The sequence below is a fragment of the Bradyrhizobium cytisi genome (assembly GCF_008123515.1).
In the GTDB taxonomy this organism is placed as follows: domain Bacteria; phylum Pseudomonadota; class Alphaproteobacteria; order Rhizobiales; family Xanthobacteraceae; genus Bradyrhizobium; species Bradyrhizobium cytisi.
The window spans coordinates 24,262-46,346 of the sequence record NZ_VSSR01000043.1 but is presented as its reverse complement, the minus strand read 5'-3'; the positions used below and the strand labels follow the sequence as shown (position 1 = coordinate 46,346).

The 22,085-nt window shown below is 63.6% G+C and carries 19 protein-coding genes and 1 tRNA gene; 11 read left to right on the top strand and 9 right to left on the bottom strand.

Translation table 11 applies throughout. The annotated features are described in order from the left end of the window. Window positions 1–90: 90 nt before the first annotated feature. From FXB38_RS26560 to FXB38_RS26550, 3 genes are all read left to right on the top strand, one after another. Window positions 91–5,754 carry a cadherin-like domain-containing protein gene (locus tag FXB38_RS26560; protein WP_187435160.1) on the top strand — a complete coding sequence of 1,888 codons (5,664 nt, stop codon included), beginning with the start codon at window positions 91–93 and terminating at the stop codon, window positions 5,752–5,754. 296 nt (window positions 5,755–6,050) lie between these two features. Then, on the top strand, window positions 6,051–6,503 hold the full coding sequence (locus FXB38_RS26555; RefSeq protein WP_148753895.1) for a VOC family protein: 453 nt from the start codon (window positions 6,051–6,053) through the stop codon (window positions 6,501–6,503). A gap of 290 nt (window positions 6,504–6,793) precedes the next feature. Further along, window positions 6,794–7,432, top strand: a complete 639-nt coding sequence (locus FXB38_RS26550; RefSeq protein WP_148753894.1) for a glutathione S-transferase family protein — start codon at window positions 6,794–6,796, stop codon at window positions 7,430–7,432. Window positions 7,433–7,550: 118 nt separating this feature from the next. On the opposite strand, the gene FXB38_RS43035 is transcribed toward FXB38_RS26550, so the two are convergent. From FXB38_RS43035 to FXB38_RS26540, 3 genes are all read right to left on the bottom strand, one after another. Next, on the bottom strand, window positions 7,551–7,718 hold the full coding sequence (locus tag FXB38_RS43035) for a hypothetical protein (protein WP_187435159.1): 168 nt from the start codon (window positions 7,716–7,718) through the stop codon (window positions 7,551–7,553). A gap of 7 nt (window positions 7,719–7,725) precedes the next feature. Then, entirely contained in the window at window positions 7,726–7,902 is a 177-nt protein-coding gene (locus FXB38_RS26545) for a hypothetical protein (protein ID WP_430640191.1), read from the bottom strand. Between the two features lie 110 nt (window positions 7,903–8,012). Next, the gene (locus tag FXB38_RS26540; protein WP_148753893.1) at window positions 8,013–8,267 is read right to left on the bottom strand and encodes a PilZ domain-containing protein; all 255 of its coding nucleotides are present in this window, start codon (window positions 8,265–8,267) and stop codon (window positions 8,013–8,015) included. A gap of 227 nt (window positions 8,268–8,494) precedes the next feature. Between FXB38_RS26540 and FXB38_RS26535 the strand changes: the two genes are divergently transcribed. Continuing rightward, window positions 8,495–8,569: transfer RNA gene (locus FXB38_RS26535), tRNA-Glu, on the top strand. A gap of 15 nt (window positions 8,570–8,584) precedes the next feature. Here the strand turns inward: FXB38_RS26535 and FXB38_RS26530 are convergent. From FXB38_RS26530 to FXB38_RS26520, 3 genes are all read right to left on the bottom strand, one after another. Continuing rightward, window positions 8,585–10,228, bottom strand: a complete 1,644-nt coding sequence (locus tag FXB38_RS26530) for a hypothetical protein (protein ID WP_148753892.1) — start codon at window positions 10,226–10,228, stop codon at window positions 8,585–8,587. Between the two features lie 26 nt (window positions 10,229–10,254). Next, window positions 10,255–11,700, bottom strand: coding sequence for a glycosyltransferase (locus FXB38_RS26525; RefSeq protein WP_148753891.1), 1,446 nt, complete (start codon window positions 11,698–11,700; stop codon window positions 10,255–10,257). A gap of 271 nt (window positions 11,701–11,971) precedes the next feature. Then, window positions 11,972–12,985, bottom strand: coding sequence for an acyltransferase family protein (locus FXB38_RS26520; protein ID WP_187435158.1), 1,014 nt, complete (start codon window positions 12,983–12,985; stop codon window positions 11,972–11,974). Between the two features lie 500 nt (window positions 12,986–13,485). Between FXB38_RS26520 and FXB38_RS26515 the strand changes: the two genes are divergently transcribed. The 6 genes from FXB38_RS26515 to FXB38_RS26490 all read left to right on the top strand — a co-directional run bounded on the left by FXB38_RS26515 (window position 13,486) and on the right by FXB38_RS26490 (window position 18,826). Further along, window positions 13,486–13,938 (top strand): hypothetical protein, encoded by a 453-nt coding sequence (locus FXB38_RS26515; RefSeq protein ID WP_246230155.1) that lies wholly within the window; start codon window positions 13,486–13,488, stop codon window positions 13,936–13,938. A gap of 275 nt (window positions 13,939–14,213) precedes the next feature. Then, window positions 14,214–14,840 (top strand): PilZ domain-containing protein, encoded by a 627-nt coding sequence (locus FXB38_RS26510; RefSeq protein ID WP_148753889.1) that lies wholly within the window; start codon window positions 14,214–14,216, stop codon window positions 14,838–14,840. A 130-nt stretch (window positions 14,841–14,970) separates the two neighbouring features. Next, window positions 14,971–15,231: a hypothetical protein gene (locus FXB38_RS26505; RefSeq protein ID WP_148753888.1), complete on the top strand. Its 261-nt coding sequence runs from the start codon at window positions 14,971–14,973 to the stop codon at window positions 15,229–15,231. A gap of 582 nt (window positions 15,232–15,813) precedes the next feature. Continuing rightward, entirely contained in the window at window positions 15,814–16,854 is a 1,041-nt protein-coding gene (locus FXB38_RS26500) for a PrsW family glutamic-type intramembrane protease (RefSeq protein WP_148753887.1), read from the top strand. A 74-nt stretch (window positions 16,855–16,928) separates the two neighbouring features. Beyond that, window positions 16,929–17,507, top strand: a complete 579-nt coding sequence (locus tag FXB38_RS26495) for an HdeD family acid-resistance protein (protein ID WP_148753886.1) — start codon at window positions 16,929–16,931, stop codon at window positions 17,505–17,507. Window positions 17,508–17,740: 233 nt separating this feature from the next. Continuing rightward, the gene (locus tag FXB38_RS26490; RefSeq protein ID WP_148753885.1) at window positions 17,741–18,826 is read left to right on the top strand and encodes a 3-deoxy-7-phosphoheptulonate synthase; all 1,086 of its coding nucleotides are present in this window, start codon (window positions 17,741–17,743) and stop codon (window positions 18,824–18,826) included. A 63-nt stretch (window positions 18,827–18,889) separates the two neighbouring features. Here the strand turns inward: FXB38_RS26490 and FXB38_RS26485 are convergent, their stop codons facing one another. The 3 genes from FXB38_RS26485 to epmA are packed head-to-tail and all read right to left on the bottom strand — an operon-like array spanning window position 18,890 to window position 21,337. Next, the gene (locus FXB38_RS26485) at window positions 18,890–19,141 is read right to left on the bottom strand and encodes a hypothetical protein (RefSeq protein ID WP_148753884.1); all 252 of its coding nucleotides are present in this window, start codon (window positions 19,139–19,141) and stop codon (window positions 18,890–18,892) included. A 40-nt stretch (window positions 19,142–19,181) separates the two neighbouring features. Continuing rightward, entirely contained in the window at window positions 19,182–20,276 is a 1,095-nt protein-coding gene (locus tag FXB38_RS26480) for a lysine-2,3-aminomutase-like protein (protein WP_148753883.1), read from the bottom strand. Beyond that, on the bottom strand, window positions 20,273–21,337 hold the full coding sequence (gene epmA, locus FXB38_RS26475) for an EF-P lysine aminoacylase EpmA (RefSeq protein ID WP_148753882.1): 1,065 nt from the start codon (window positions 21,335–21,337) through the stop codon (window positions 20,273–20,275). Before epmA ends, FXB38_RS26480 begins: the two co-directional genes overlap by 4 nt. A gap of 162 nt (window positions 21,338–21,499) precedes the next feature. Here epmA and efp point away from each other — a divergent pair, with 162 nt between their 5' ends. After that, window positions 21,500–22,066: an elongation factor P gene (gene efp / locus FXB38_RS26470; RefSeq protein WP_148753881.1), complete on the top strand. Its 567-nt coding sequence runs from the start codon at window positions 21,500–21,502 to the stop codon at window positions 22,064–22,066. Window positions 22,067–22,085: the final 19 nt, after the last annotated feature.

Here is a 22,085-nt window from a genome sequence, read left to right as displayed (position 1 = left end):
GGATCAAATCGCGAAGGCCTGGACGGAACGATGGCCCGGATACCGAACGCGATCGAGTTCAATTTCACCAATCGGATTGCAGGAAATAAGATGGCTGGACCGAACGACGCACAAGGCGAAATCGTACGCATTTCAAGCGCTCAGGATGGAACGCCGGCTAATAGTGATACCTACTTCAGCGGCTTTTCACCGGATGGTACCAAGGTGCTCCTCGCGTCCTACGCAACCAATCTGGTTCCGGGGCTGAACCTGATTCACGGTAGCGCTCGGTTTTATGTGAAGGATCTCACTACGGGCGCAGTGACTCTCGTCTCGTCACCCGGAGGAACCGATGCAGCCTCGTTGGACTCTGACGGCTCAGGCAGTTTCGGGACCAACGACTCCGTTATCTTCTCGTCGTCCTCCGACAAGCTCGTACCAGACGATACCAATGGTGTGTCTGATATCTTCGAGAAAGACCTCACGACGGGCGCGATCACGCGGTTGTCGGCCACCGCTTCGGGTGTGCAAGCTAACGGCCTGAGTAGCAGTGGAGTCCTGTCGCCGGATGGACATCGGCTTCTATTTTCTTCTTTCGCTTCGAACCTTGTTCCCGGAGATACGAATAATTCGCTGGACGTCTTTATCAAAGATCTCGGCACAGGAGTGATCACCCGCGTTTCGACGACGAGTAGCGGGGCGCAACTCAATGGCGGGCTTTCCGGAAGTCAGATCCGCTGGAACGCTAATCAGCTTTTTTTCACATCTGACGCCACGAATGCCAGCGCCGGCGACAACAATGGGGCGACGGATCTCTTCGTCAAAGACTTGACGACTGGAAGCGTCTCTCGAATTTCAGACGCCGCTGATGGAGTTCAGGCGAATGGGTCTATCAAGGCTTTCAGCGTTTCTCACGACGGCACAAAAGTCGCGTTCTGGTCGGACGCCAGCAACCTTGTCGCCGGCGATACCAATGGCGTTGCGGATCTTTTCGTCAAGGATCTCAAGACTGGGATAATCACGCGCGTCTCCACGACCTCCGATGGAAGCCAAACCGATTCCGGCGTCTTCGCGAGCCAATATGCACCATCGTTCTCTGCCGACGACAGCAAGCTCGCCTTCATGTCCCTGTCCGGCGACCTTGTTCCAGGCGACACCAATGGTGGCCGCGACATTTTCATCAAGGACCTCGTCACGGGTGCCGTCACTCGCGTATCGACGGCTGCCGACGGATCGCAGGGCATTTATCAGAACCCGGACGGAAACTTCACCTATCCTGGCGGCTTCTCGCCCGACGCCAGCATGATCGCCTTTTCTTCGGAAGAAAGTGGCCTCGTGGCGGGTGGCAACCCGACCTCCCTCAATGAGGTCTTCATCAAGACGCTGCACCCAGCGCCCGGCACGGCGGCGGACACATACGTTGCGAGCTATAGCGCGCCGCTCAAGGTGGATGTGGCCCATGGCCTGCTCGCCAACGACTCCGTGGCGGCCGGCGAGAGCACCCTGGCGGTCACCTCCTTTTCAGACGCCAAGCACGGGCGGGTCGACCTGAACCCGGACGGGTCATTCACCTACACGCCAGATGGGACTTTCATCGGGACCGACAGCTTCACTTACAAGGCTGGCGCCGGCTACCAGTCGAGCCAAGACACCACCGTCACGATCAAAGTAACCGGCAATATCGAGCGGGTGGATACGCAAGCGGATGGCAGCCAGGCCTATTTCGGCGTGTTCGCCGGAACACCCGTCTTGTCGTCGGACGGAAGGTATGCCGCCTTCGTCACGAACTCCTCCGATCTCGCGCCAAACCCCTATGCCGCCGCGGCTCAGGTCGTGCTCAAGAACCTGGCGACCGGCGCCCTGACCATTGTCTCCGGCCCCGAGGGTGGCGACAGTCCGGTGTTTTCCCCCGATGGAACGAAAGTCGCTTTCTCGTCGGGTGACCGCAACATCATCGTCGATGATCTCGTTTCGGGCACATCCACCGTGGTCTCGACGACCCCGGGCGGGACGGTTGGTGTCGGGTTCAGCTACTCTCCGGTCTTCTCGCCCGACGGCAACAGCATCCTGTTCAGATCGTCAAGCTCCGACCTCACCAACAATTTGGCCGGCGACCTTTTCGTCAAGAACCTCACGACCGGCACCATCACCCGCGTTTTGACAGCGGCTGATGGCACGCCTGCCGACGGGCAACTGGTCGGCTCACTCGAGCCCGGATATTCATTTTCGCCCGATGGCAAATGGGTCGTGTTCGCATCCACCGCCGACAATCTCGTCGCAGGGGATACCAACCACGGATCCGACATCTTCGCCAAAAATCTCCAGACTGGACAAGTTATCCGCGTCTCCACGACGGCCGACGGCGCGCAGGCCTACGGCGATTCTGAATTGCCTGTGTTTTCTCCGGATGGAAAATCCGTGGCTTTTCAGAGCGACGCCGAGAACCTTGTCCTCGGCGATACCAACAAAGCCCCGGATATTTTTATCAAGAACCTGGAAACGGGCGCGATCACGCGGGTTTCGACCGGTGCAAATGGAGAACAGGGGACGACAACCGCGACCGCGTATTATGAATATCCGGTCTTCTCGCCCGACGGAACGCGGATCGCCTTTGTCTCGACGGACGCCAATCTTGTGCCCGGCGTCGGCAACAGCAAAGGTGACGTCTACGAGAAGAATCTCGTGACGGGAGCGATCAGGCTCGTCTCCGACGACTCCTTCGGGACGGACGGAAGCGGCTGGTCGACGAACCCCACCTATTCCGCCGACGGAACGAAAATCAGCTTTGTCTCCTACGCAGCCAATCTCGTGCCGGGCGACACCAATGGAGCGGGCGATGTCTTCATCAAGGACCTGACCAAGTTTCCCTACGATCCATCACATCCGGTCGACGTCGCACCGACCCTCGCCAGCATCAGCCCTGCAGACGAGGCGACCGATGTCGCGGCAGCCGCCGACATTACCTTGAATTTCGACAAGACTGTCCATGCTGGCCACGGCACGATCACGATCACAGGCGACGCCGGCGACGTGCGCACGATCGACGTCACCGACGCCAATCAGGTCATCTTCTCCGGCACGACCATGACGATCAATCCGACCGGCGATCTTGCGGGTGGGCAGACCTATCATGTCACATTCGGGGCCGGTGTCGTCGTCGATGCTGCGGGCACCGCGTTTGCCGGTCTCTCCAGCGGCACGCTTGATTTCACCACGGCAGTGCCGCCGCCACCCGAGACCGACGGCAAGGTGGTCGATGGCTATCTGTCCGGCGCGACGGTTTTTGCCGACGCCAACGATGATTTGTTGCTCAGCCCCGGCGAGGTCTCCACCCGCACCGGTGCGGACGGCGCTTTCACGCTCGTCGGCGGAACGGGGGTGTTGGTGGCGACCGGCGGGACCGATGTTTCGACCGGCCTGCCGTTCGGGGGGCTGCTTCTCGCTCCCGCAGGTTCGAGCGTGCTCACGCCGCTCACGACGCTCGCGACGCTGCTGAGCGTCGGGACGGTGCTGACGAAGCTTGGCTTGCCGACCGGTTTCGATCTCCTGCACGCCGACCCGGTCGCGCAGGCGGGCGCCGGCAACGCGGATGCAATCGCCGTGCTGATCGCCGGCGCACAGGTGCAGGACACGGTCTCGTTGATCGCGGCCGCGCTCGTCGGTTTGGGCCAGGACCCGAGCGAGACGGCGTTCAACGCGATCCGCGCCGTCGCGGGACAGTTGAGCACCCAGAGCGCCGTCGACCTCACGAGCGTCGCGCAACTGACCGCAATGGCCACTGCGGCGGGGGTCAGTGAGGCGGTCGCCGATGCTGTCGCGCATGTCGCGGCCGCGACCAATACGAGCCTGGCGCACCTCTCCACCTCGCCGACGGTGTTAGACGACGTGGCGTTCGTGGAAACGGCGGTCCAGGGAAGCGCGGTGGACGCCGCCACGCAGGCGGGGAGCGACCCCGTGCTGCTCAACGCCGTGGTCGCGGCCTTTGCGGATGGCGTCGAGACCGGGAATGGGTTGCCCACCGCGGGCGGTGATCACGTCACCGCACAGGAACATACGCCGCTCGTCATATCGGCCGCCGCACTTATCGCCAACGACACCGATCCCGACGGCGACACGCTGAGCCTGGTCAGTGTCGGTCACGCGACCCACGGCGACGTGGTGTTCGATGCCACCAATCAAACCGTCACCTTTACGCCGGATGCCGGCTACAGTGGCGCCGCGGCGTTCGACTACACGATTTCCGACGGCCATGGCGGCCTGGCCACGGCGACGGTCGGCGTTACCGTCGCCATCGCGACACCCGCGGCTCCGACGCTGACACTTGCCCACGATTCCGGCGCGTCCGGCACCGACCGCGTCACCAACGATGCAACCATTGCGGTCGCGGCGGTCCCCGGGGCGACACTCACCTATACGGTGGATGGAAGCGTCGTTGCTTCCTATGACCCCGCTGGCCTCACGCAGGGCGTCCACCACGTCAGCGTTACCCAGACCAATGCCGCCGGATCCGTCTCGGCCGCCGGCGAGATCGAGTTTACTTACGACACCGTGGCGCCGGATCTCGCATTCGCCGCGCCAACCGGACCCACCATCACGGACAGGCCAACCGAAATCTCCGGCACCGCCGGGCTTGAGGATTCCGGGCGGACCGTCCAGATCAGCGAAGGCGGATCGGTGCTCGGCACCGCGATTGTAGGCTCCGACGGCAGCTGGCACGCTGATGTCACGCTCCACGGTGTCGGCGATCACACGCTGGTCGCGTCGGCCACCGACCTCGCGGGCAACACGGATCAGATCTCGACCACGCTGTCGGCGGCCGCCAATGGGGTACCCACCGCGGGCGGTGATCACGTCACCGCACAGGAACATACGCCGCTCGTCACATCGGCCGCCGCACTTCTCGCCAACGACACCGATCCCGACGGCGACACGCTGAGCCTGGTCAGTGTCGGTCACGCGACCCACGGCAACGTGGTGTTCGATGCCGCCCACGATACCGTCACCTTTACGCCGGATGCCGGCTACAGTGGCGTCGCGGCGTTCGACTACACGGTTTCCGACGGTCATGGCGGCCTGGCCACCGGGACCGTTGGCGTCACCGTCAAGTCAGGCACCACCGGGGGCGGCTGGGGCGACGTTCACTACACTTCGTTCGATGGATTCAAATTCAATCTGCAGTCGACTGGCGATTATGTCATCGCCCACGCGACGTCAGGCCCGGAATTCGAGATCGAGGGACGCGCTGAAAATCTGGGGCACACCGGAGTCAGTTATCTGACAGCCGTCGGTGTCGAGGCGGGCGACCACCTCATTGTGTTCGACGAGGCCAAGCCGAGCACGATGCTCGTCGACGGCCATGCCGTCACGTTCGCGGTCGGCGACCGCCTCGACCTCGGAGATGGTGTCGTCATCGGCAGGGCGACAGCGACGACGCACCAGATCGAGACATCGCTCGATTTCGTTCAGATGACCGATCACGGCAGCTATCTCGATCTTTCCGTGCATGCGGGAAGCGCCCGCGGGCCCGGCAGTTTCGAGGGATTGCTCGGCAATCTCGACGGCAACGCCAGGAACGATTTCGGCCTTGCCAATGGCTCGTGGCTGGTCAATCCAAGCACCAAGGTAATCGAAGGGCTGTTTGCGGATGCCTGGCGGGTTGGACCGCAGGACAACATGCTCGTGAGCCTCGGCAACGAAACTTTCGCGCAAAGGCTAAGCGATGCGACGCATGATCATGCGTCGGCGATCTCCGTACACGACTGGCACATGATCTGAGCGTTTGCCAAAGAGATCGCGGCCCGTTCAGATTGACCGGGCAAGCATTCCCGCAGCCGGATCGCGGCGGGGCCTGTGGCTCAACGGTTAGCCGCAACCGATCAAACCAAGGCTGCTGCCATCGCGCCCCTGCTGGATCTGCGGCTTCGGTCAACACTTGTCCGATCTATTTCACCACCGCCTCCCCCTCACGCACATGTGCCTCCGTCCCCTCCCCCTCCCCGCACTTTCCTGCTATCTCTCCCCCGCCGTCCCGGCCCAAAGCAAAACCCCATTCGTTCCAGGGAGCAACAACCATGCGATACCTTCACACCATGCTGCGCGTGCGCAATCTCGATGTCGCGCTGAAGTTTTATCAGGATGCGCTGGGGCTGAAGGAGGTGCGGCGGATCGAGAACGACAAGGGGCGCTTCACGCTGGTGTTCCTGTGCTCGTCGGACGATCTCGAGGCGCTGAAGAAGCAACCGCAAACGCGCGGCGCGCCGCTGGTCGAGCTCACCTGGAATTGGGACGAGGAGACCTATGGCGAGGACCGCTTCTTCGGCCATCTCGCCTATGAGGTCGACGACATCTACTTAACCTGCGAGAAGCTGATGAAGGCGGGCGTCACCATCAACCGTCCGCCGCGCGACGGCAACATGGCCTTCGTGCGCTCGCCCGATCTGCACTCGATCGAGATCCTCCAGAAGGGCGACCCGAAGGCGCCGGCCGAGCCGTGGGCGTCGATGCCGAATACCGGTCACTGGTAAGGCTCTCGCCACAGGAACAAGGCCCTCGCCCGCCGCGTTCACTCCCCAACGATGCGATTGGAGGAGGAAACAATGGGACGCGGATTATTGTTGTGGCTGCTGGGTGTGCCTATTCCGGTGATCATTCTGCTGTGGCTGTTCTTCGGCCATTGATTGCCTGATGGACCCTGCCATGAAAGCTCCGCCTCGGGCGGAGCTTTTTGCATGAGGGGCTCGCGGCAATCGCGGCTCGCTGACTTCGCGAAATTCCGCTATCACCCGCGAAAACGAAACGCTGCGGGAGGAACGAGATGCCAGAGACGAAGCTGACGATCTGGGGCCGCGCCAATTCGGTCAACGTGCAGAAGGTGCTGTGGTGCCTCGCCGAGCTCGCCCTGCCCTACCAGCGCATCGACGCCGGCATGGAATACGGCAAGACCCGCGAGGCCGGCTATCTCGCGATGAACCCCAATGCGCGGGTTCCGACGCTGGTCGAAGGCGACTTCAGCTTATGGGAATCCAATTCGATCATGCGCTATCTCTGCATGGCGCATGGGCGCGGCACGCCGATCTATCCGGAGGCGCCAAAGCTGCGCGCCGGCGTCGACCGCTGGCTCGACTGGACGCTGTCGATGGTGCAGCCGGTCGACCGCCCGGTGTTCTGGGGCATCGTGCGCACGCCGCCCGCCGAGCGCGACATGGTCAAGATCCAAAGGGATGCCGATGCGGCCGCCGAGGTCTGGGCGATCGCCGATCGCCTGCTCTCCACGCGGCCCTTCATGGAGGGCAATCAGTTCACGCTCGCCGACATCGCTGTTGGCGCCTATGCGCGACGCTGGCTCGGTGTCGAGGGGATCACCCGGCCGGCGCAGCCGAACCTGACGCGGTGGCTCGCCGAGTTCGGCAAGCGACCCGGATTTGCGCAGCACGTGGCCCCGCCGATGTCGTGACCCGCTGACGCGGCTTAAGCTGCGGTGAGCGCGCGCAAAATCGCTATGAGCGCGCAAACCGCCCGCGCCTGGCCTCTACTGTGCATGGGGTTGTTTTCGCGTTTTCTGTTCGGGCGGCCTAGTGCCGGCCGCGCTCGACCAGCACGACGACGACGATCAGCACCAGGGTGACGATCGCAATGGAGATCTTCGCGGTCCAGGACATCCCGCGTCCGACCCACCACAGCAGCGCGCAATACATCAGCGCGGGGACGAGGAGATCGAGCCGCAACAGGTCCGGCGACATCGGCCCCTCAGCGCCCGGCCGTGGCGTCGACCCTGACCGCGCCGCCGATCTTGACGCAGGTCCCCTCGACCATGGTGAAGCCCCGGCCATAGGCGGCGCAGCCGTTGGGTCTCGCAGACCCGGCGGCGCCCTTCAGCGGCAGGGCCTTGCCCGACTGCGGCTGCTCGCTTGGCGGCAGGCGCAAGGTCTCGGCCCCGGCTGAGGAGGTAGTAGCGAGAGTGATCAGAAAGAGGACGGTCGCGCGCATCTGCGCCTTGTAGCCCGGACCCGCGCCCGGCGCCATCCGGGCCGCCGTCAGAGGAACTTGACGCCGGCCGACTTGCCGCGGCGCCACACCACCTGGCAGCTCCGCCCGGTCCGGGCATCGCGTGCAAATGCCATCCGGATCACGCCCGGCAGCTGGCTCGCGTCCTCGTCCAGCGTGATCCTGGCGCCCGAGGCCGAGATGTCCTCGACCAGGCAATGCCGCGCCGCGAATCCGCCCGCGAGCGTGATCCAGGCGTGCTGCGACAGCAGCTTGCGGCTTGCGCGCTTCTTGGGCTGTGGCATTGGCGAAAAATCTCTCCCGCTCCAGCGCTAGCCCAGGGAACCCTAAGAAACGGTTGAAATCGCCGCCCGAATGATCCCGGGGCGCGTATCCACCGGGCCCAAAACAGCGTTCCGGAACGGCTTGCCCGCGGGCCCAAAGGCCACTATACGTTCGCCCGCTGCCAGCCGCCGGGCACGACTCGCGCGGCCGGCAGGCCTGTCGCCAAATGCGGCCCGGCCTTGCGTTTGCTCCCTTCGTCTATCGGTTAGGACGCCACCCTTTCACGGTGGAGAGAGCGGTTCGATTCCGCTAGGGAGCGCCAAGCAGCCCCCATCCCTCACCGCTCGCCCAGGAAGCTCTCGCGCACCTTCGCGCAGGCGAGCCCGACCGTGTAGACGTGGACCCCCTCGATCACGCAATGGTCCGGATTGAGCGCCAGCAGCCCGATCGACGTTTGCTCGTTCAGCTCCCACGGTGCGCGGACGATGATGCAGGGATAGTCCGCGGCGAGCTTGGCGTAGCTGGTGGTGCGAAAATTGCGCTTCAGGACGCGCGTGTAGGTGTTGTGGTCGAGCAGGGCGACCGTGAAGGCGCGCTCATAGGCAGCAGAGAACCTCTCCCGCATCGCCTGGTCGCCCCAGAGCTGCAAGGTCATGTCCCAGCCGTGGTTCATGTCGTTCTCCGGCGCGCGCACGAACATGCCGGAGACGTTGGCGCAAGCGGGACCGGCAGCGACCACGGCGTCCGAGAGCCTGGCCCCGATCGCATTCGCGCGCGAGGTTTGCAGCGCGACAGTTCTGGCGTCGATCAGCGTCACCGCGGTCGTAGCGGCACACAGGCTGCCCGCCAACAGGGATAGCGCCACCGCCGGGATGGCCGGGACCAGACGCCTGATCTGCACCACGATCAGGACGAGGACGCCGCCCGTCAGCGCCCAAGATGCCATCATGTAATGCAGCGCAAAATGCTTCGACGTCGCCACGAGGTACGCCGCAAAGATCAGGACGGCGGCGCTAAGCGTGAGGCTGACCGGATCGCGCCACTCGCGCGTCTTGATGCACCAGGCGAGCACCACGGCCGCGGCTGCGATGTAGGTGCCCGCCGCGAACGGCACGGCCGCGATGATCTCGCGCATGTTGGACCAGAACGTCGCGAAGTCGATGAATCCGGTCTCGCCCTCGCCGTAATGGCCCTTGTGAGTTGCGATTTGCACCAGCCATCCGAACCCGCGCGTGATCGTTCCTGGGTTGAAGATCAGACTGAAGCCAACGAAGCCCATCGCCCCGGTGATCAAGGCGGCGACGAACGCCCGCCGGCTTCTCAGCAAGCACACGGCGAACAGCGCCTGCGGCAAATAGAGATATTTGGTCGAGAAGCCGAGCGCGAAAATCAAACCGGACACGCCGCCAAGGCTGGTCGCCGGCGGTCGCTCGTCGAGCGCAGCCTTGAGCACGATCGCCATGCCGAACAGGGAGATCGCGACCATGAGGCTTTCCGGAGCGAGCACCGTCTGAAAGTGAAACGCATCGGGATGAACGAACGCGCCGGCCTGAAACAGCAAGCCGGCAATGGCGCTCCGCGTCGTCCGGCCGACGATGAGCCCGCCTGCCAGCAACGCGCCCGAGAGCACCAGCGCCTCGCAAGTCCGCGCCGCGGTGGTGATCGCATCGTAGTGCTTGAGCCCGAACGCGACGATATCATCGGGCCGGGCGACCAAGGCCCAACCCCTGATGACCAGCTCGACGAGCAAAGTCGTCGTCGTTCCCGGATGATCGAATTTCAGCGAGCCATATCCGGCCGCCGCCACCAGCCCGTTCATGGTGTAGGCCGATTCAGGATCGACCTGGACACCCCAGACCGCCTGCCAGGCCGAATAGAGCAACGTCGCCGCCAGATACAATGACGGCGCGATGAGGATCAGCGATGTTCGGCCCCTCCCGCTCAGGCGCGCGTCAGGAAAACTGCAATCGGCCGACATCATCGTCGTCGCACCGTGGTTTCCACGGGCTAGATCGCCTTGATCTTGAGAAAGGCGAAAGCCACCATCTTCAGCAGCATCCAGCCGTGGCGAAACCTGGAGATCTGGGTCTCGCCATAGGTACGCGCGGCGTAGCGGATCGGAAGATCCACCGATTTCAGATTGAGCTTCGATGCGCCGAAGATCAGGTCGAAATCGCCGAACGGATCGAAATCGCCGAAATAGGCCTTTCCGGCTTTCAGGCGCTGATAGTCGCTGCGCCGCAGAACCTTGGTGCCGCAGAGCGTATCCGTATAGCGCTGATTGAGCAGCCAGGAGAACAGATAGGAAAAGATCTTGTTGGCGATCAGGTTGAGGAAGCGCATCGCGCCCTCGTCCATGGGATAGACCAGGCGCGAGCCGTTGACGAACTCGCCCTTGCCCGACAGCAGCGCCTCGACGAATTTCGGAATCTGCTCCGGCGGCATGGTCAGGTCGGCGTCAAGAATGATCAGCACGTCGCCGCGCGCCGCGTCGAACGCGGTGAAGACGGCGTCGGCCTTGCCCTTGCCCAGCTGGCGCATCACCTTGATGTCCCTGGAAGGATGCGCCTGCTTGACCCGCTCCATCTCCTCGAAGGTGCCGTCCTGGCTATGGCCCTCGATGAAGATAATCTCGATGTCGCCGCAGAAGTCGGGCATCCGCAGGACAGCCGGCTCGATGTTGCCGCGCTCGTTACGCGCCGGCACCACGACGGTGGCCGAGCCAAACTCCTCCCTCGCCCTGCGGCTCGAGCGCGCGACCATATAGTGCCGCAGCGCCACCTGGCGGATTCCCGGCAGCACGCTGACGAAACGATTGAGGAGGCGCCCGAGCCCGAATATCCGGACCGGCGAGAGCACGCGTTGCTCGGACTTGACCGGATCGAAATCCGCAAGCCTCGCCAGGCTGCGCAAGTCGGACGGCGACAGCACATTCTGATCCGGCTGCGGCATCCGCAGGCCGATGAGTTCGGCGAATTTCAGCGCGGGGTACCAGAGATGCGAGAAGTAACCGATCACCAGCCGCGTATCACGCGTGCAGAGCGGATGCAGCTGGGCGATGAACTTCTGACAATCTTCCAGCGAACCGATCGTATCGAGGACGAGAATATAGTCGAACGGGCCTTGCAGCGCTTCCAGTGTCGCGGGGTCTTCGGCATCGCCTTCGACGAACGTGAGATAGGGGTGGCGCTGTCGCGCGATCCCGATTTGCGTGCCGCAAAAATCTATTCCGACGCCATGTGATGGCGCGAGGCTCGCGAGCGTGTCGCCGACGCCGCATCCGATGTCGAGGACGCGACTTCCCGCCGGGATTAAGAACCGGAGATAGCGTTCGTCCTCGTCGTGAAAAAAGCTGTTCTTCTCACGCCATGCCACGCGGTCCGTGGCGACGCGGTCGGCGTGATCGAGGATGCCTGCTTTTCGCGGAGACAGGCCGCCAGACATGACGGTCATGTCCGTGACAAGACATAGGCCCCGTCGGGCCTGCTCGAACGACAATTTATCGCGACATCAGGCACCACGGCGCGAAGCGCCGCAGACATAAAACGACACATAAAAAGCAGTCCCCCCGAACCTGTTGCTACTCAAGCGCAACTGCAGCGGGACTTCAACAGGAACATCATCCGGCGCGCCAGAAATTCTGTCCCAGTCCAGCGACGATCCGATGCTGACCGAACGTGTCGTACCGGCGCGGCGAAGGCTAACGACCGCGCTGCGGACGTCTTCAGGTCGTCGTGAAGACCTCACGTCGCCGGTCGCGCCATTTTCGGCTTATCGCGATGAACGGCTCTTCGATGAACCGCCGGGATGTCCACGCCATCGGCGTGGTCAACAGCACGCCGATGACAATGCTCAACAGGATCGACAGCATGGGCCAGCCGTCGATGGCGCTGATGCGGACCGCAACGCTCAGGCCGATCATGTGGAAGAGATAGAAGCTGTAGGATATCCGGCCGTAGAAGCCGATCACCGGCTGATCCAGCAAACGAATGCCGCGCTGCAGCTCCCCAAACGCGATCAGCGCAACCAGCAGCCCGGATGAACAGCCTTCGAGCAAGATGATCGGCGCGGTTTGCTTTTGCAGGCCGCAATAGAGGAGCAGGACACCGGCCACGACAGCCACCACCATCTGCCGACCGCCGATAGCTTCCACGAGGCGGCGTCCCGAGAAGTGCAGCGCTACGCCAAGCACAAAAGCGTACAAAGGCGCGAGGTTCGTATAGCCGCCGAGCAGGTGCGCATATGGTCCGATGAACGACAGCCCGAACAACACCGAGATCGCAGCGATCAGGACGCGCGGGCCAAACCGCCGGCCGCCCAGGAAGGTCAGAACGATAACCGGTGTTGCGAAGCACTCCACCGTCATCGACCACATCGGCCCATTGATGTCGTGCCGGATCATCAGGGCGTTCAACATCACGTTGAAGGGCGAAAAATCGGACCCGAAGCCCAGATAGAATCCGAAGGCCTCGTGAAGCCCGGCCAGCAGCAGTACGACCGCAACCGCCGCCGGAAACAGCCGGAGAATCCTGTGACGCAGGAATACCGCGATGTCGTCGTTCCGAGCCAGCGAGCGCGACAGCACGAAGCCGCTCAGCACGAAGAAGAGCACCACCGGCGCCATGCCTGTGACATAGGTGTCGGTGAATCGTCCGAACGCATGGTAGCCGACGACAGAGACCGCAGCCAGGCCGCGCAACGACTCAAGTCTAGGCAGGAATTCGAGTTCTTGAACCACGATCGTCCTGACATCCGAGGTCTGGATTTTGGACGGCTTCTTGATCTTGCAGCATCCGCGTTCGCACTTAGCCACAACACGGCACGTCATGGCAATCTATGGAGATGAGATCGTCGGGGCGCCGGGCCCTGATCGCTCGGGAAGCCGGCCAGGCCGGCGATGCGCCGGCAGAATCGGTCATCCCGGTATGAACCTCCCGGCCCCTCACCTCCGACCAATGTCCGAAGGAAACCAACCTCGCCCACCGCGACGGTGTCACGGCTTGAAGGATCGGGTTCGGCCCATGGAGCAGCACAAATCCACCCCGGACGGCCACTCCGGCGCCCCGCCGGCTGTGACCACGCCCCCGGCCTGGATCCACTGCACCGCGCCCTATTTGCCGGACCGACGCGCCAAAATGCTGGAGCACATGGCGCGCGCCAGACCGGTGCCGCAGCCCCAAGCCGCCAAGGCAACTGAGCCGTCGGGCATGAGCGGCTGGCACATTCTCCGCGCCGCCTATGGCTGCGCAATCCTGTCAGCGATCATCGCGTTCTTTTTCCAATCGCGCGTGCCATTTTACCTTGGGGGCATTCATCTTCCTGTCCGATGGCGAGCGCATCGAACGCGCGCTCGCAACGATCGGGATCCGGTTCGAGCCGGAAGCGATCGGGCCCGCGATCGTCAAAGGCTTCGTCGCCCTGTTCGGATGGTTTGCGCTGCTCGTGTCGTTGCGGGACCTGGTCCCCGGCTGGCTCGCGGCATGGATGCCTCCGGCCGAGGCGTCGTGGTCAGTTATCGCCGGCATTGCCCTTGCGATCGTCATCGTCGAAGCGCTCGCGACACGCGCGATGCGGCGCGCATTGCCATGGCTCGGATTGGAGATCAGGTGGGACAGCCTGACCTGGAAGGTGATCAAGCTCGCCCTGGCCATTGGCGCGCTGGTTTTGCTGGCGCTGCACGGGCCTGCCTGAATGCCGCCGCTCAGCTCGGGCCAAGAAGCCCGCGTCAGGTCTCAGTAAGCCGGTCGAGAAGCGGCGAGATCCTCGACTGCACCGCTGGGTCGCAATGACGTGGTTGTGAATGAGCGCGCCCGATAACCGGGACGTTTTGCCGCTTACCCCGGCACACTACCGCCCCGGCCATTTACCGGAAATTTACCCTTGCTCCTGAGCGCCGGTATCATTTGCTTAGAATTTGATCGCTACCGTGGAATTACGGAAACAACCAGAAACACGATCGAGCGCCCATGTCCGTCGCAGAGTTCCTCAGGCAGCGTGCAGTCGAAGTAACCGTGAGCGGCAGCTATTCGCTGCATCGCTGGTACGATTGCGAGGGCAAGCTGCGAAACTTCGCCTGCCGCACCAAGCGCGTCTCGCCCTTCCGCATGATCGTCGACGTGCCGGTCGTCGGCAAGGTCGGCGAGCGCGTAACCTCCTACTTCCAGGATTTCGGCGAATTCCAGTGCACCATCAGCGCGACGCTGAAATCGGGCTTCCTGATGGAGCTCGACATGACCCGGGCCCGCCGCGCCTGGATGTCGGAAAAGCTGACCTGGCTCGAAAAGAAGCAGAAGGACGACAGCGTCCTGGACCTGCGCCATGACGCGCGCTTCGTTCCGCAAGCCTCGCACACATTCCTGACGGTTGCCGACGGCAGCACCCATTCCTGCTTCATCATCGACGTCTCCACGGCCGGCGCTGCGATCTCCTGCGAATACGACCCGCCGATCGGGACCCCGCTTGCCGTCGGCGCCTGCGTCGGACGCGTCGTCCGCAAGTTCGACAATGGCTTTGCGGTGAAATTCGCCGAGAAACAGCAGCGGGACGACCTCGTCCGCCTGGTCGTGCGCCAGGCCATTCCGCAGCCAGCCTGAAGCCGGTCCAAACCAATCCGTATTGCTGCCCCATCGCGGCCCCATTGCGGGATCAGCTTTTGGGGTCCGTGCCACGTGCCGGGCTTCATTTGCAGACTTTTGAGTTGCGGACTTGCGATCGGGGGACCGGATGGCAGTCGACAAGATCACGGTTGATAAGATCACCTGGGACAGGGTTGGCCGGGTCACCGAGCCCGGGCGCTACATATACACGTTCGGCTGGCTCACCATTACGGCCGACGATCTCGATATCTGGAAGCAGTATCCGCAAGCCGCCTTCACGCTGCTCGCCCACCATTCCCAGCCAGACGAGGCCGCCGTCGGTGATGAATTCCACCTTGGGGCCTTCGACATCGCGCCCGACGCTCCACCGCCGTTCACCACCCATTGAGAGCAGAAAGCACGGGCCCTGCTCGCCTTGCGAGCGCTGATGTGACGCGCCGTTGCGCAGTGCGCAGGCCTGCTCGGGAACGCATGGCATGCGCGTTGCTTAATCAACGCCATGATTCATATCCCTCCCGCCGACCAGGCCTTCGTGCTGCTGCTCATCGTCTCCTGCCTTGGCACATGCCTCATACGCGCCATCTGGGAGCTCGAGCAGGTGCGAGCCCGCCTGGTGGCATCACCACTCCGCGGACGTGCAACGAAGCGTGACTAAGCGGTCCAGCTGGCCGCGCGGTGGCTTGTCCCGCCTCTGGACTCGCTGCCCGCCCACGTGCATCGTGGATTGAAGAAACCTGCACATTGCCTTGATCTGACTTATCAATCGCCGATCCGCTGACAGGCGCGCAGCCGTTACGGTTCACGACGAGGTGGTTCTGTCATGCGATTGATTACGCTCGTATTCTACACGTTGCGGTCCTGATGAACGCCAGCTGTCGCGCTTGTTAAGCAACGGGACAGCTGGCGCATGACAGATGGTCGCATCGGGAAACGTAGATAAGCGGACTAAGGGAACCTATTTTCGGCGCCGATGTATCTGATTGAAGCGTTACCCACCGTGATCGGAACGGCCGCCATCGCCCCGGCGCTGCTGATGCTGTGGCTTGTCATTGCCGCCGAAGAGCGCCCCGGGCCGCCGGCCCAGGTCTGGACCGCGTTCCTGCTTGGCGCGGCCAGTATCTCCTTGCTGGGTCTCGCGCGGGCCCCCTTCGCCAAGATGGTCGCGGCGCCCGACAATCCCTGGGCGGCGCTCGCCATGCATTCGGTTTTCGGCGTCGCGCTGCCCGAGGAAGCGGTGAAGGTGATCGCCATCGTGCTGATCTCCTCGACCAAGCGGCGGACCTTCGCCAATCCCATGGACACCGTGGTCTATGGCGCCGCCGTCGGCCTCGGCTTCGCGGCTTACGAAAACCTCGCTTATCTGGTGCAGCACGCCGAGATGTGGCGGTCGCTGGCGGCCTTGCGCAGCGTTCTCACCGTGCCGTTCCACGGCGCGCTCGGCATCATCGCAGGCGCCTATCTCACGATCGCGCGCGCCGGCACGGCGCTGGGCGCAAACCGCCACCACCGCGACTGGGCCCGCCTGTCCAGCCGCCTGCTGATCTTCGCCGGTCCGCTGGCGCTGCATTCGGCCTTCGACTTCCCGCTCCTGACCTTGCAGAGAATGCCTGATCTCGATCCCGGCTTGCGGATGTGGCTGGGCGCCGCGAGCCTGCTGATCGGCTTCAGCTCGATCGCCTTCGCCATGCGCCTGGTGCGGCGCGTCGCGCGCCATCACGCGCCGCGAACCGACGTTGCGCGGGAGCGGCTCAGCCAGCTGCGCCGGATGTGGGCGCTGCTGCTCGCCGGCGGCGGTGTCGGCTTCCTCGGCCTCGCCTTCGTGCTGACCTCGATCCATCACTGGCTGATCAATCCCGAGCGCAATCTGACGTTGGCGCTGATCCCGATCGGCCTCACCTCGATCCTGCTCGGCCTTGCGCTTCTGGTCGTCACGACCGCGATCTACGTTCTTGGCCGCAACCGCATCCGCACCAGTGGCGAGGGTTTTTCGTCAGCGCACGGCAGCGGCTGATCCGCGGGATGGCAAGCGGGCTGCGCGCATACTAGATTGAGCCGCATCCGCTTCCCGTGACGTGAGAGGCCATCATGACTTCGCCCGAGGATTTTTCACGGCTGCAATCCGCGATGAGCCAGGCGGTCAAGGCGCATTGGAAGGCGTTTCTGTTTGAAGGCATTTTGCTTGCCGTTCTCGGCATCGCCGCGTTGATCCTGCCGCCGCTCGCCAGCCTTGCCATCACGATCTTTCTCGGCTGGATGTTCCTGGTCAGCGGCATCGGCGGATTGATCGTGACCTATTGGGCGCGCGCCACACCGGGCTTCTGGTGGTCGCTGTTCTCGGCGGCCCTCGCCGTGCTCGCCGGCATGCTGCTGTTGGCCCGCCCGATGCAGGCCGTGCTGACGCTGACCATCGTGCTCGGTGCCTACTTCCTCGCCGAGGGTGTCGCCACCATCATGTACGCACTGGAGCACCGCCGCGAGTTGAGCGGCCGCTGGTCGTGGCTGCTGATCTCGGGCCTCTTCGACATCGCGATCGCGTTCATGGTGATCACGGGACTGCCGAGTTCGGCGGAATGGGCCATCGGCGTGCTGGTCGGCATCAACCTGTTGTTCGGCGGCGCCACCCTGATCGGCATGGCCCTGGCGGCACGCAAGAGCAACAGCTGAGGCGCCTCAAAGCCCCTGACGCCGATTGGGGGGTGACAAGGAGCCAACGGCGCGCTATATGGCCCCCATGATCACCGTTGCCACCAGCTATTTTTGGTACTTTAGCTACGACAGCTCGCTGGCGGCAGGAGGATCGCGCTCAATCTGAAATATTGAAGCAAACGTCCGAACAGCCGCCAGACCTGGCGGCTTTTTTATTGGCCGGCAGGTTCTCAAAATGACAGGAGCCCGCCGTGCTGAGCACGACCGACGATCTTCGTATCCGCGAACTGAAAGAGCTGAGCACGCCCGATGACGTGATGCGGGAGCTCCCGCGCACCCTCGCGGCCACCCGTGTGGTCATGGCGGCGCGCAACGCGATCCATGCCATCCTTAACGGCCAGGACGACCGGCTTCTGGTCGTGGTTGGCCCCTGCTCGGTGCATGATCCCAAGGCTGCGCTCGAATACGCCGAGCGCCTTGCTGCGTTGCGCGAAGACCTCGCTGACCAGCTTGAGATCGTGATGCGGGTCTATTTCGAGAAGCCGCGCACCACCGTCGGCTGGAAGGGCCTGATCAACGATCCCAATCTCGACGGCAGCTTCGACATCAACAAGGGCCTGCGGCTCGCGCGCAACGTGCTGTCGGCCATCAACAATCTCGGCCTGCCCGCCGGCGCCGAATTCCTCGACATGACGACGCCGCAATACATCGCCGATCTCGTGTCCTGGGCTGCGATCGGCGCGCGCACGACCGAGAGCCAGATCCATCGCGAGCTGGCCTCGGGGCTGTCCTGCCCGGTCGGGTTCAAGAACGGGACCGACGGCAATGTGCGCATTGCCGCGGACGCCGTGAAGTCCGCCTCGCATCCGCATCATTTCATGGCGGTGACGAAGCTCGGCCGTTCGGCGATCGCCTCGACCGCAGGCAATGAGGACTGCCACATCATCCTGCGCGGCGGCAGCAAGCCGAACTACGATGCCGCAAGCGTCGCCGCGGCTTGCAACGATCTGGCGAAATCCGGCGTCGCGCCGCTGGTGATGGTGGATGCGAGCCACGCCAATTCGAGCAAGAAGCCGGAAAACCAGCCGCTGGTCACGGCCGATATCGCCGGCCAGATCTCGGGCGGCGAGAACCGCATCATGGGCGTGATGATCGAGAGCAATCTCGTCGCCGGCCGCCAGGACGTGGTGCCGGGCAAGCCGCTGACTTACGGCCAGAGCATCACCGACGGATGCATTGATTGGGCGACGACGGCAACCGTACTCGAGCAGCTCGCCGATGCGGTCGAGATCCGGCGCAACACCGCGCGCGCCGGACTGCACGAGCGCTCCGCTTAAGCGGGGCAACGGGTGGGCGGGGCGATGCTGTTCGCGTCCTGCCCACCGCGCAGCAGTTCCGACTTAGCAGCCGCGGCAGATGCTCTTGATCTTCTTGTCGAGCAGAGCGTCTTCCTTGTTCACGGGATTGTTCGGGTCGGTCAGATTCTTCTCGTTCGGCACGTCGCCGGCACGCGGCTGGCGGTGACCGACCGGCGCCTGTGGCAACGTTCCCGACGCGGCGCCGCCGGATGTCGATCCCTTGGTGCCGGTCTGCGCAATCGCCGCACCGCCGAGCAAGACCGCGAGCGATGCTGCCACCATGATCTTCTTCATGTCCGTTCCTCCATTCCTCAAACCGGCGTTCTCTGACCGCTCAGATTTCGGGCGGATAGAGATGAACGTCGCCGCAATAGTCGACGATACGATAGCGCGTTTCCGAGGCTGCATCACGTGGATCGGCTGCGGTATTTTGCTCCGCCAACACATAATTCGGTCCGACCGGCGACTTGCCGGCACCGCCCGGTATGTCTATGACGTAGCCAGGCTGACACAGTCCTGACACCCGCCCCCGCAATTGCCGCATCAACTCCTGCCCCAGGGCCAGCGTCGTGCGCAGATGCGCCGTTCCTGGCGCGAGATCGCCGTGATGCAGGTAATAGGGCTTGATCCGGCACTCGACGAAAGCCCGCATCAAATCCGACAAGGTCGTGACGTTGTCATTGACGCCGCGCAACAGGACAGACTGGCTCACCATGGGAATCCCGGCATCGACCAGCCGCGCGCAGGCGGCGCGGGCCGGTGCCGCCAGCTCGCGCGCATGGTTGGCATGCAGTGCCACCCAAGTGGTCGCGCCCTCGACCTTCAGCGCCGCGACCATGTCGTCGCTGATCCGCGCGGGGTCGGCCACGGGCACGCGGGTATGAAGGCGGATGATCTTGACGTGATCGATGCCGGCGAGATCGGCCATGATCTCGCTCAGCCGGCGCGGCGACAGCATCAGCGGGTCGCCGCCGGTCAGGATCACCTCCCATATCTCGCCATGCGTGCGGATGTAATCGATCGCGGCGCGATAGGCGCTATCCGAGAGCGCGTTCTCCTTGCCGGGCCCGACCATCTCGCGGCGGAAGCAGAAGCGGCAATAGACCGCGCAGACGTGAACGAGCTTGAACAGCACGCGATCGGGGTAGCGATGCACGATGCCCGATACCGGCGAATGCGGGTGGTCGCCAATCGGATCAGCGTTTTCGCCCGGCTGCATCTCTAGCTCCGCGGCGGTCGGAACGAACTGCCGTGCGATCGGATCATCGGGATCCGATTTGTCGATCAGATCGACAAGCGCCGGCGTGATCGCGACCGCATAGCGCGCGGCAACGCGTTCGAGCGCCGGCAGCGCCGTAGCAGGCGCGAGGTCCGCGGCCACGAGTTCGGCTGGCTCACGCAATGTCCGTGCAAGACTGGTCTTCGTCATGTTTCACTTAACGTTTCATTTGCAGGCGGTGTCCACACCACCTGATCAATCCGTGTTGCGCCGCTCGCCAGCATCACCAGCCGGTCGAAGCCGAGCGCGACACCGCTCGCCTCGGGCATTTGGGCGACCGCAGCCAGGAAATCCTCGTCTAGCGGATAGGCCTCGCCGTAGCGGCGCTGCTTCTCCGCCATGGACTCCGTGAAGCGCTTGCGTTGTTCCTCGGCGTCGGTGAGTTCGCCAAAGCCGTTGGCGAGCTCGACGCCGCAGGCATAAACCTCGAACCGTTCCGCGACCCTGGGATCGTCGGCCTTTACCCGCGCCAGCGCCGCCTCTGGAGATGGGTACTCGAACAGAATGGTCAAACGTCCCTGCCCCAGATGCGGCTCGACATGCTCGACCAGGACCTTGCTGAAGATATCCGACCAGGTGTCGTCTTCGGCGATGCGGACCTTGCCGGCGGCCGCCTGGGCGAGCGCGGCACGGTTAGCCTCGTTGCCCGAGATTGTCGACAGCAGGTCGATGCCGGCGAAACGCTCAAAGGCACCCGCGACCGTCAGCAACTCCGGCTCGGCGAAGGGATCGGCGGTCCGGTCCCGGAAGGCAAAGGTCCCGATTCCGGTCGCCTGCGCAGCGCGGGCGATGACCACCACGGTATCGGCCATGATGGCGTCATAGGGGGTGCCCGCCCGGTACCATTCCAGCATGGTGAATTCGGGCAGATGCAGGTCGCCGCGCTCGCGGTCGCGGAACACCCGGGCGAACTCGAAAATCCGCTCCTCGCCGGCCGCCAGCAGCTTCTTGCAGGCGAATTCGGGCGAGGTCCGTAAGTAGCGGCCAGCCCGGCTGCCATCGGGCCGGATGAGCTCGGTCCGGGGGGCGTGCAGATGGGTCTCATTGCCCGGGGAGACCTGGAGGACGGCGGTTTCGACCTCGACGAAGCCCTGCTCGGCGAAAAAGCCCCTGAGAGACCCGGTGATGGCCCCCCTGGCCTGGAGGAACGGCCGCCGGTCGAGGTGCCGGCCGGGTGTCCAGAACGGCGAAATCGGCTTGTCCCCCGTCATTAGGCGATCGTCCCGCAGGCCAGCAAAATGCTGGCATTCAACGACAAAATGCGTATGTTGCGGCCCGAAACGGGCGCCGAGGTCTGATTTGAGGCCCCAAGTTCCCCATCCATTTGACCACGTCCTGGCCTGAGCCGGGCCAAGCAAGCAGGAAATATAGCTTTGAGAGTCATCGCCAGTTCTATTCGCAAGGGCAACGTGATCGAGCAAGACGGCAAGCTCTATGTCGTCGTGACCGCCGAGAACATCCATCCCGGCAAGGGCACTCCGGTCAGCCAGATCGAAATGCGCCGAATCTCGGACGGGGTAAAGATCTCCGAGCGCTACAAGACCACCGATCAGGTCGAAAAGGCCACGATCGAAGAGCGCAACTTCACCTACCTCTATGAAGATGGTGACGGCTACCACTTCATGAACCCGGAAACTTATGATCAGGTGCAGGTATCCAAGGACGTGATCGGCGACGCGGCCGCCTATCTCCAGGAGAGTATGACGGTCAAGCTATCGACGCACGACGTCAACGTGGTGTCGATCGCGTTGCCGCAGCGCGTGACGCTGGAAGTGGTCGAGACCGAGCCCGTGACCAAGGGCCAGACCGCCTCATCCTCCTACAAGCCGGCGGTGCTCTCCAACGGCCTGCGTACGACTGTGCCGCCGCACATCGCCGTCGGCACCCGTATCGTGGTGATGACCGAAGACGGCTCCTACTCCGAGCGCGCCAAGGACTAGGCAAGAGATCGAGGATCGG

Bases quoted from the DNA above. Each gene is read 5' to 3' on its own strand.
- FXB38_RS26550 (WP_148753894.1), top strand. From the start codon at position 6,794: ATGCCAGAGACGAAGCTGACGATCTGGGGCCGCGCCAATTCGGTCAAC.
- FXB38_RS43035 (WP_187435159.1), bottom strand. From the start codon at position 7,718: ATGTCGCCGGACCTGTTGCGGCTCGATCTCCTCGTCCCCGCGCTGATG.
- FXB38_RS26525 (WP_148753891.1), bottom strand. From the start codon at position 11,700: ATGACCGTCATGTCTGGCGGCCTGTCTCCGCGAAAAGCAGGCATCCTC.
- FXB38_RS26515 (WP_246230155.1), top strand. From the start codon at position 13,486: ATGGCTGCGCAATCCTGTCAGCGATCATCGCGTTCTTTTTCCAATCGC.
- epmA (WP_148753882.1), bottom strand. From the start codon at position 21,337: ATGACGGGGGACAAGCCGATTTCGCCGTTCTGGACACCCGGCCGGCAC.
- FXB38_RS26510 (WP_148753889.1), top strand. From the start codon at position 14,214: ATGTCCGTCGCAGAGTTCCTCAGGCAGCGTGCAGTCGAAGTAACCGTG.
- FXB38_RS26485 (WP_148753884.1), bottom strand. From the start codon at position 19,141: ATGAAGAAGATCATGGTGGCAGCATCGCTCGCGGTCTTGCTCGGCGGT.
- FXB38_RS26530 (WP_148753892.1), bottom strand. From the start codon at position 10,228: ATGATGTCGGCCGATTGCAGTTTTCCTGACGCGCGCCTGAGCGGGAGG.
- FXB38_RS26540 (WP_148753893.1), bottom strand. From the start codon at position 8,267: ATGCCACAGCCCAAGAAGCGCGCAAGCCGCAAGCTGCTGTCGCAGCAC.
- FXB38_RS26495 (WP_148753886.1), top strand. From the start codon at position 16,929: ATGACTTCGCCCGAGGATTTTTCACGGCTGCAATCCGCGATGAGCCAG.
- FXB38_RS26500 (WP_148753887.1), top strand. From the start codon at position 15,814: ATGTATCTGATTGAAGCGTTACCCACCGTGATCGGAACGGCCGCCATC.
- FXB38_RS26555 (WP_148753895.1), top strand. From the start codon at position 6,051: ATGCGATACCTTCACACCATGCTGCGCGTGCGCAATCTCGATGTCGCG.
- FXB38_RS26560 (WP_187435160.1), top strand. From the start codon at position 91: ATGGCTGGACCGAACGACGCACAAGGCGAAATCGTACGCATTTCAAGC.
- FXB38_RS26480 (WP_148753883.1), bottom strand. From the start codon at position 20,276: ATGACGAAGACCAGTCTTGCACGGACATTGCGTGAGCCAGCCGAACTC.
- FXB38_RS26505 (WP_148753888.1), top strand. From the start codon at position 14,971: ATGGCAGTCGACAAGATCACGGTTGATAAGATCACCTGGGACAGGGTT.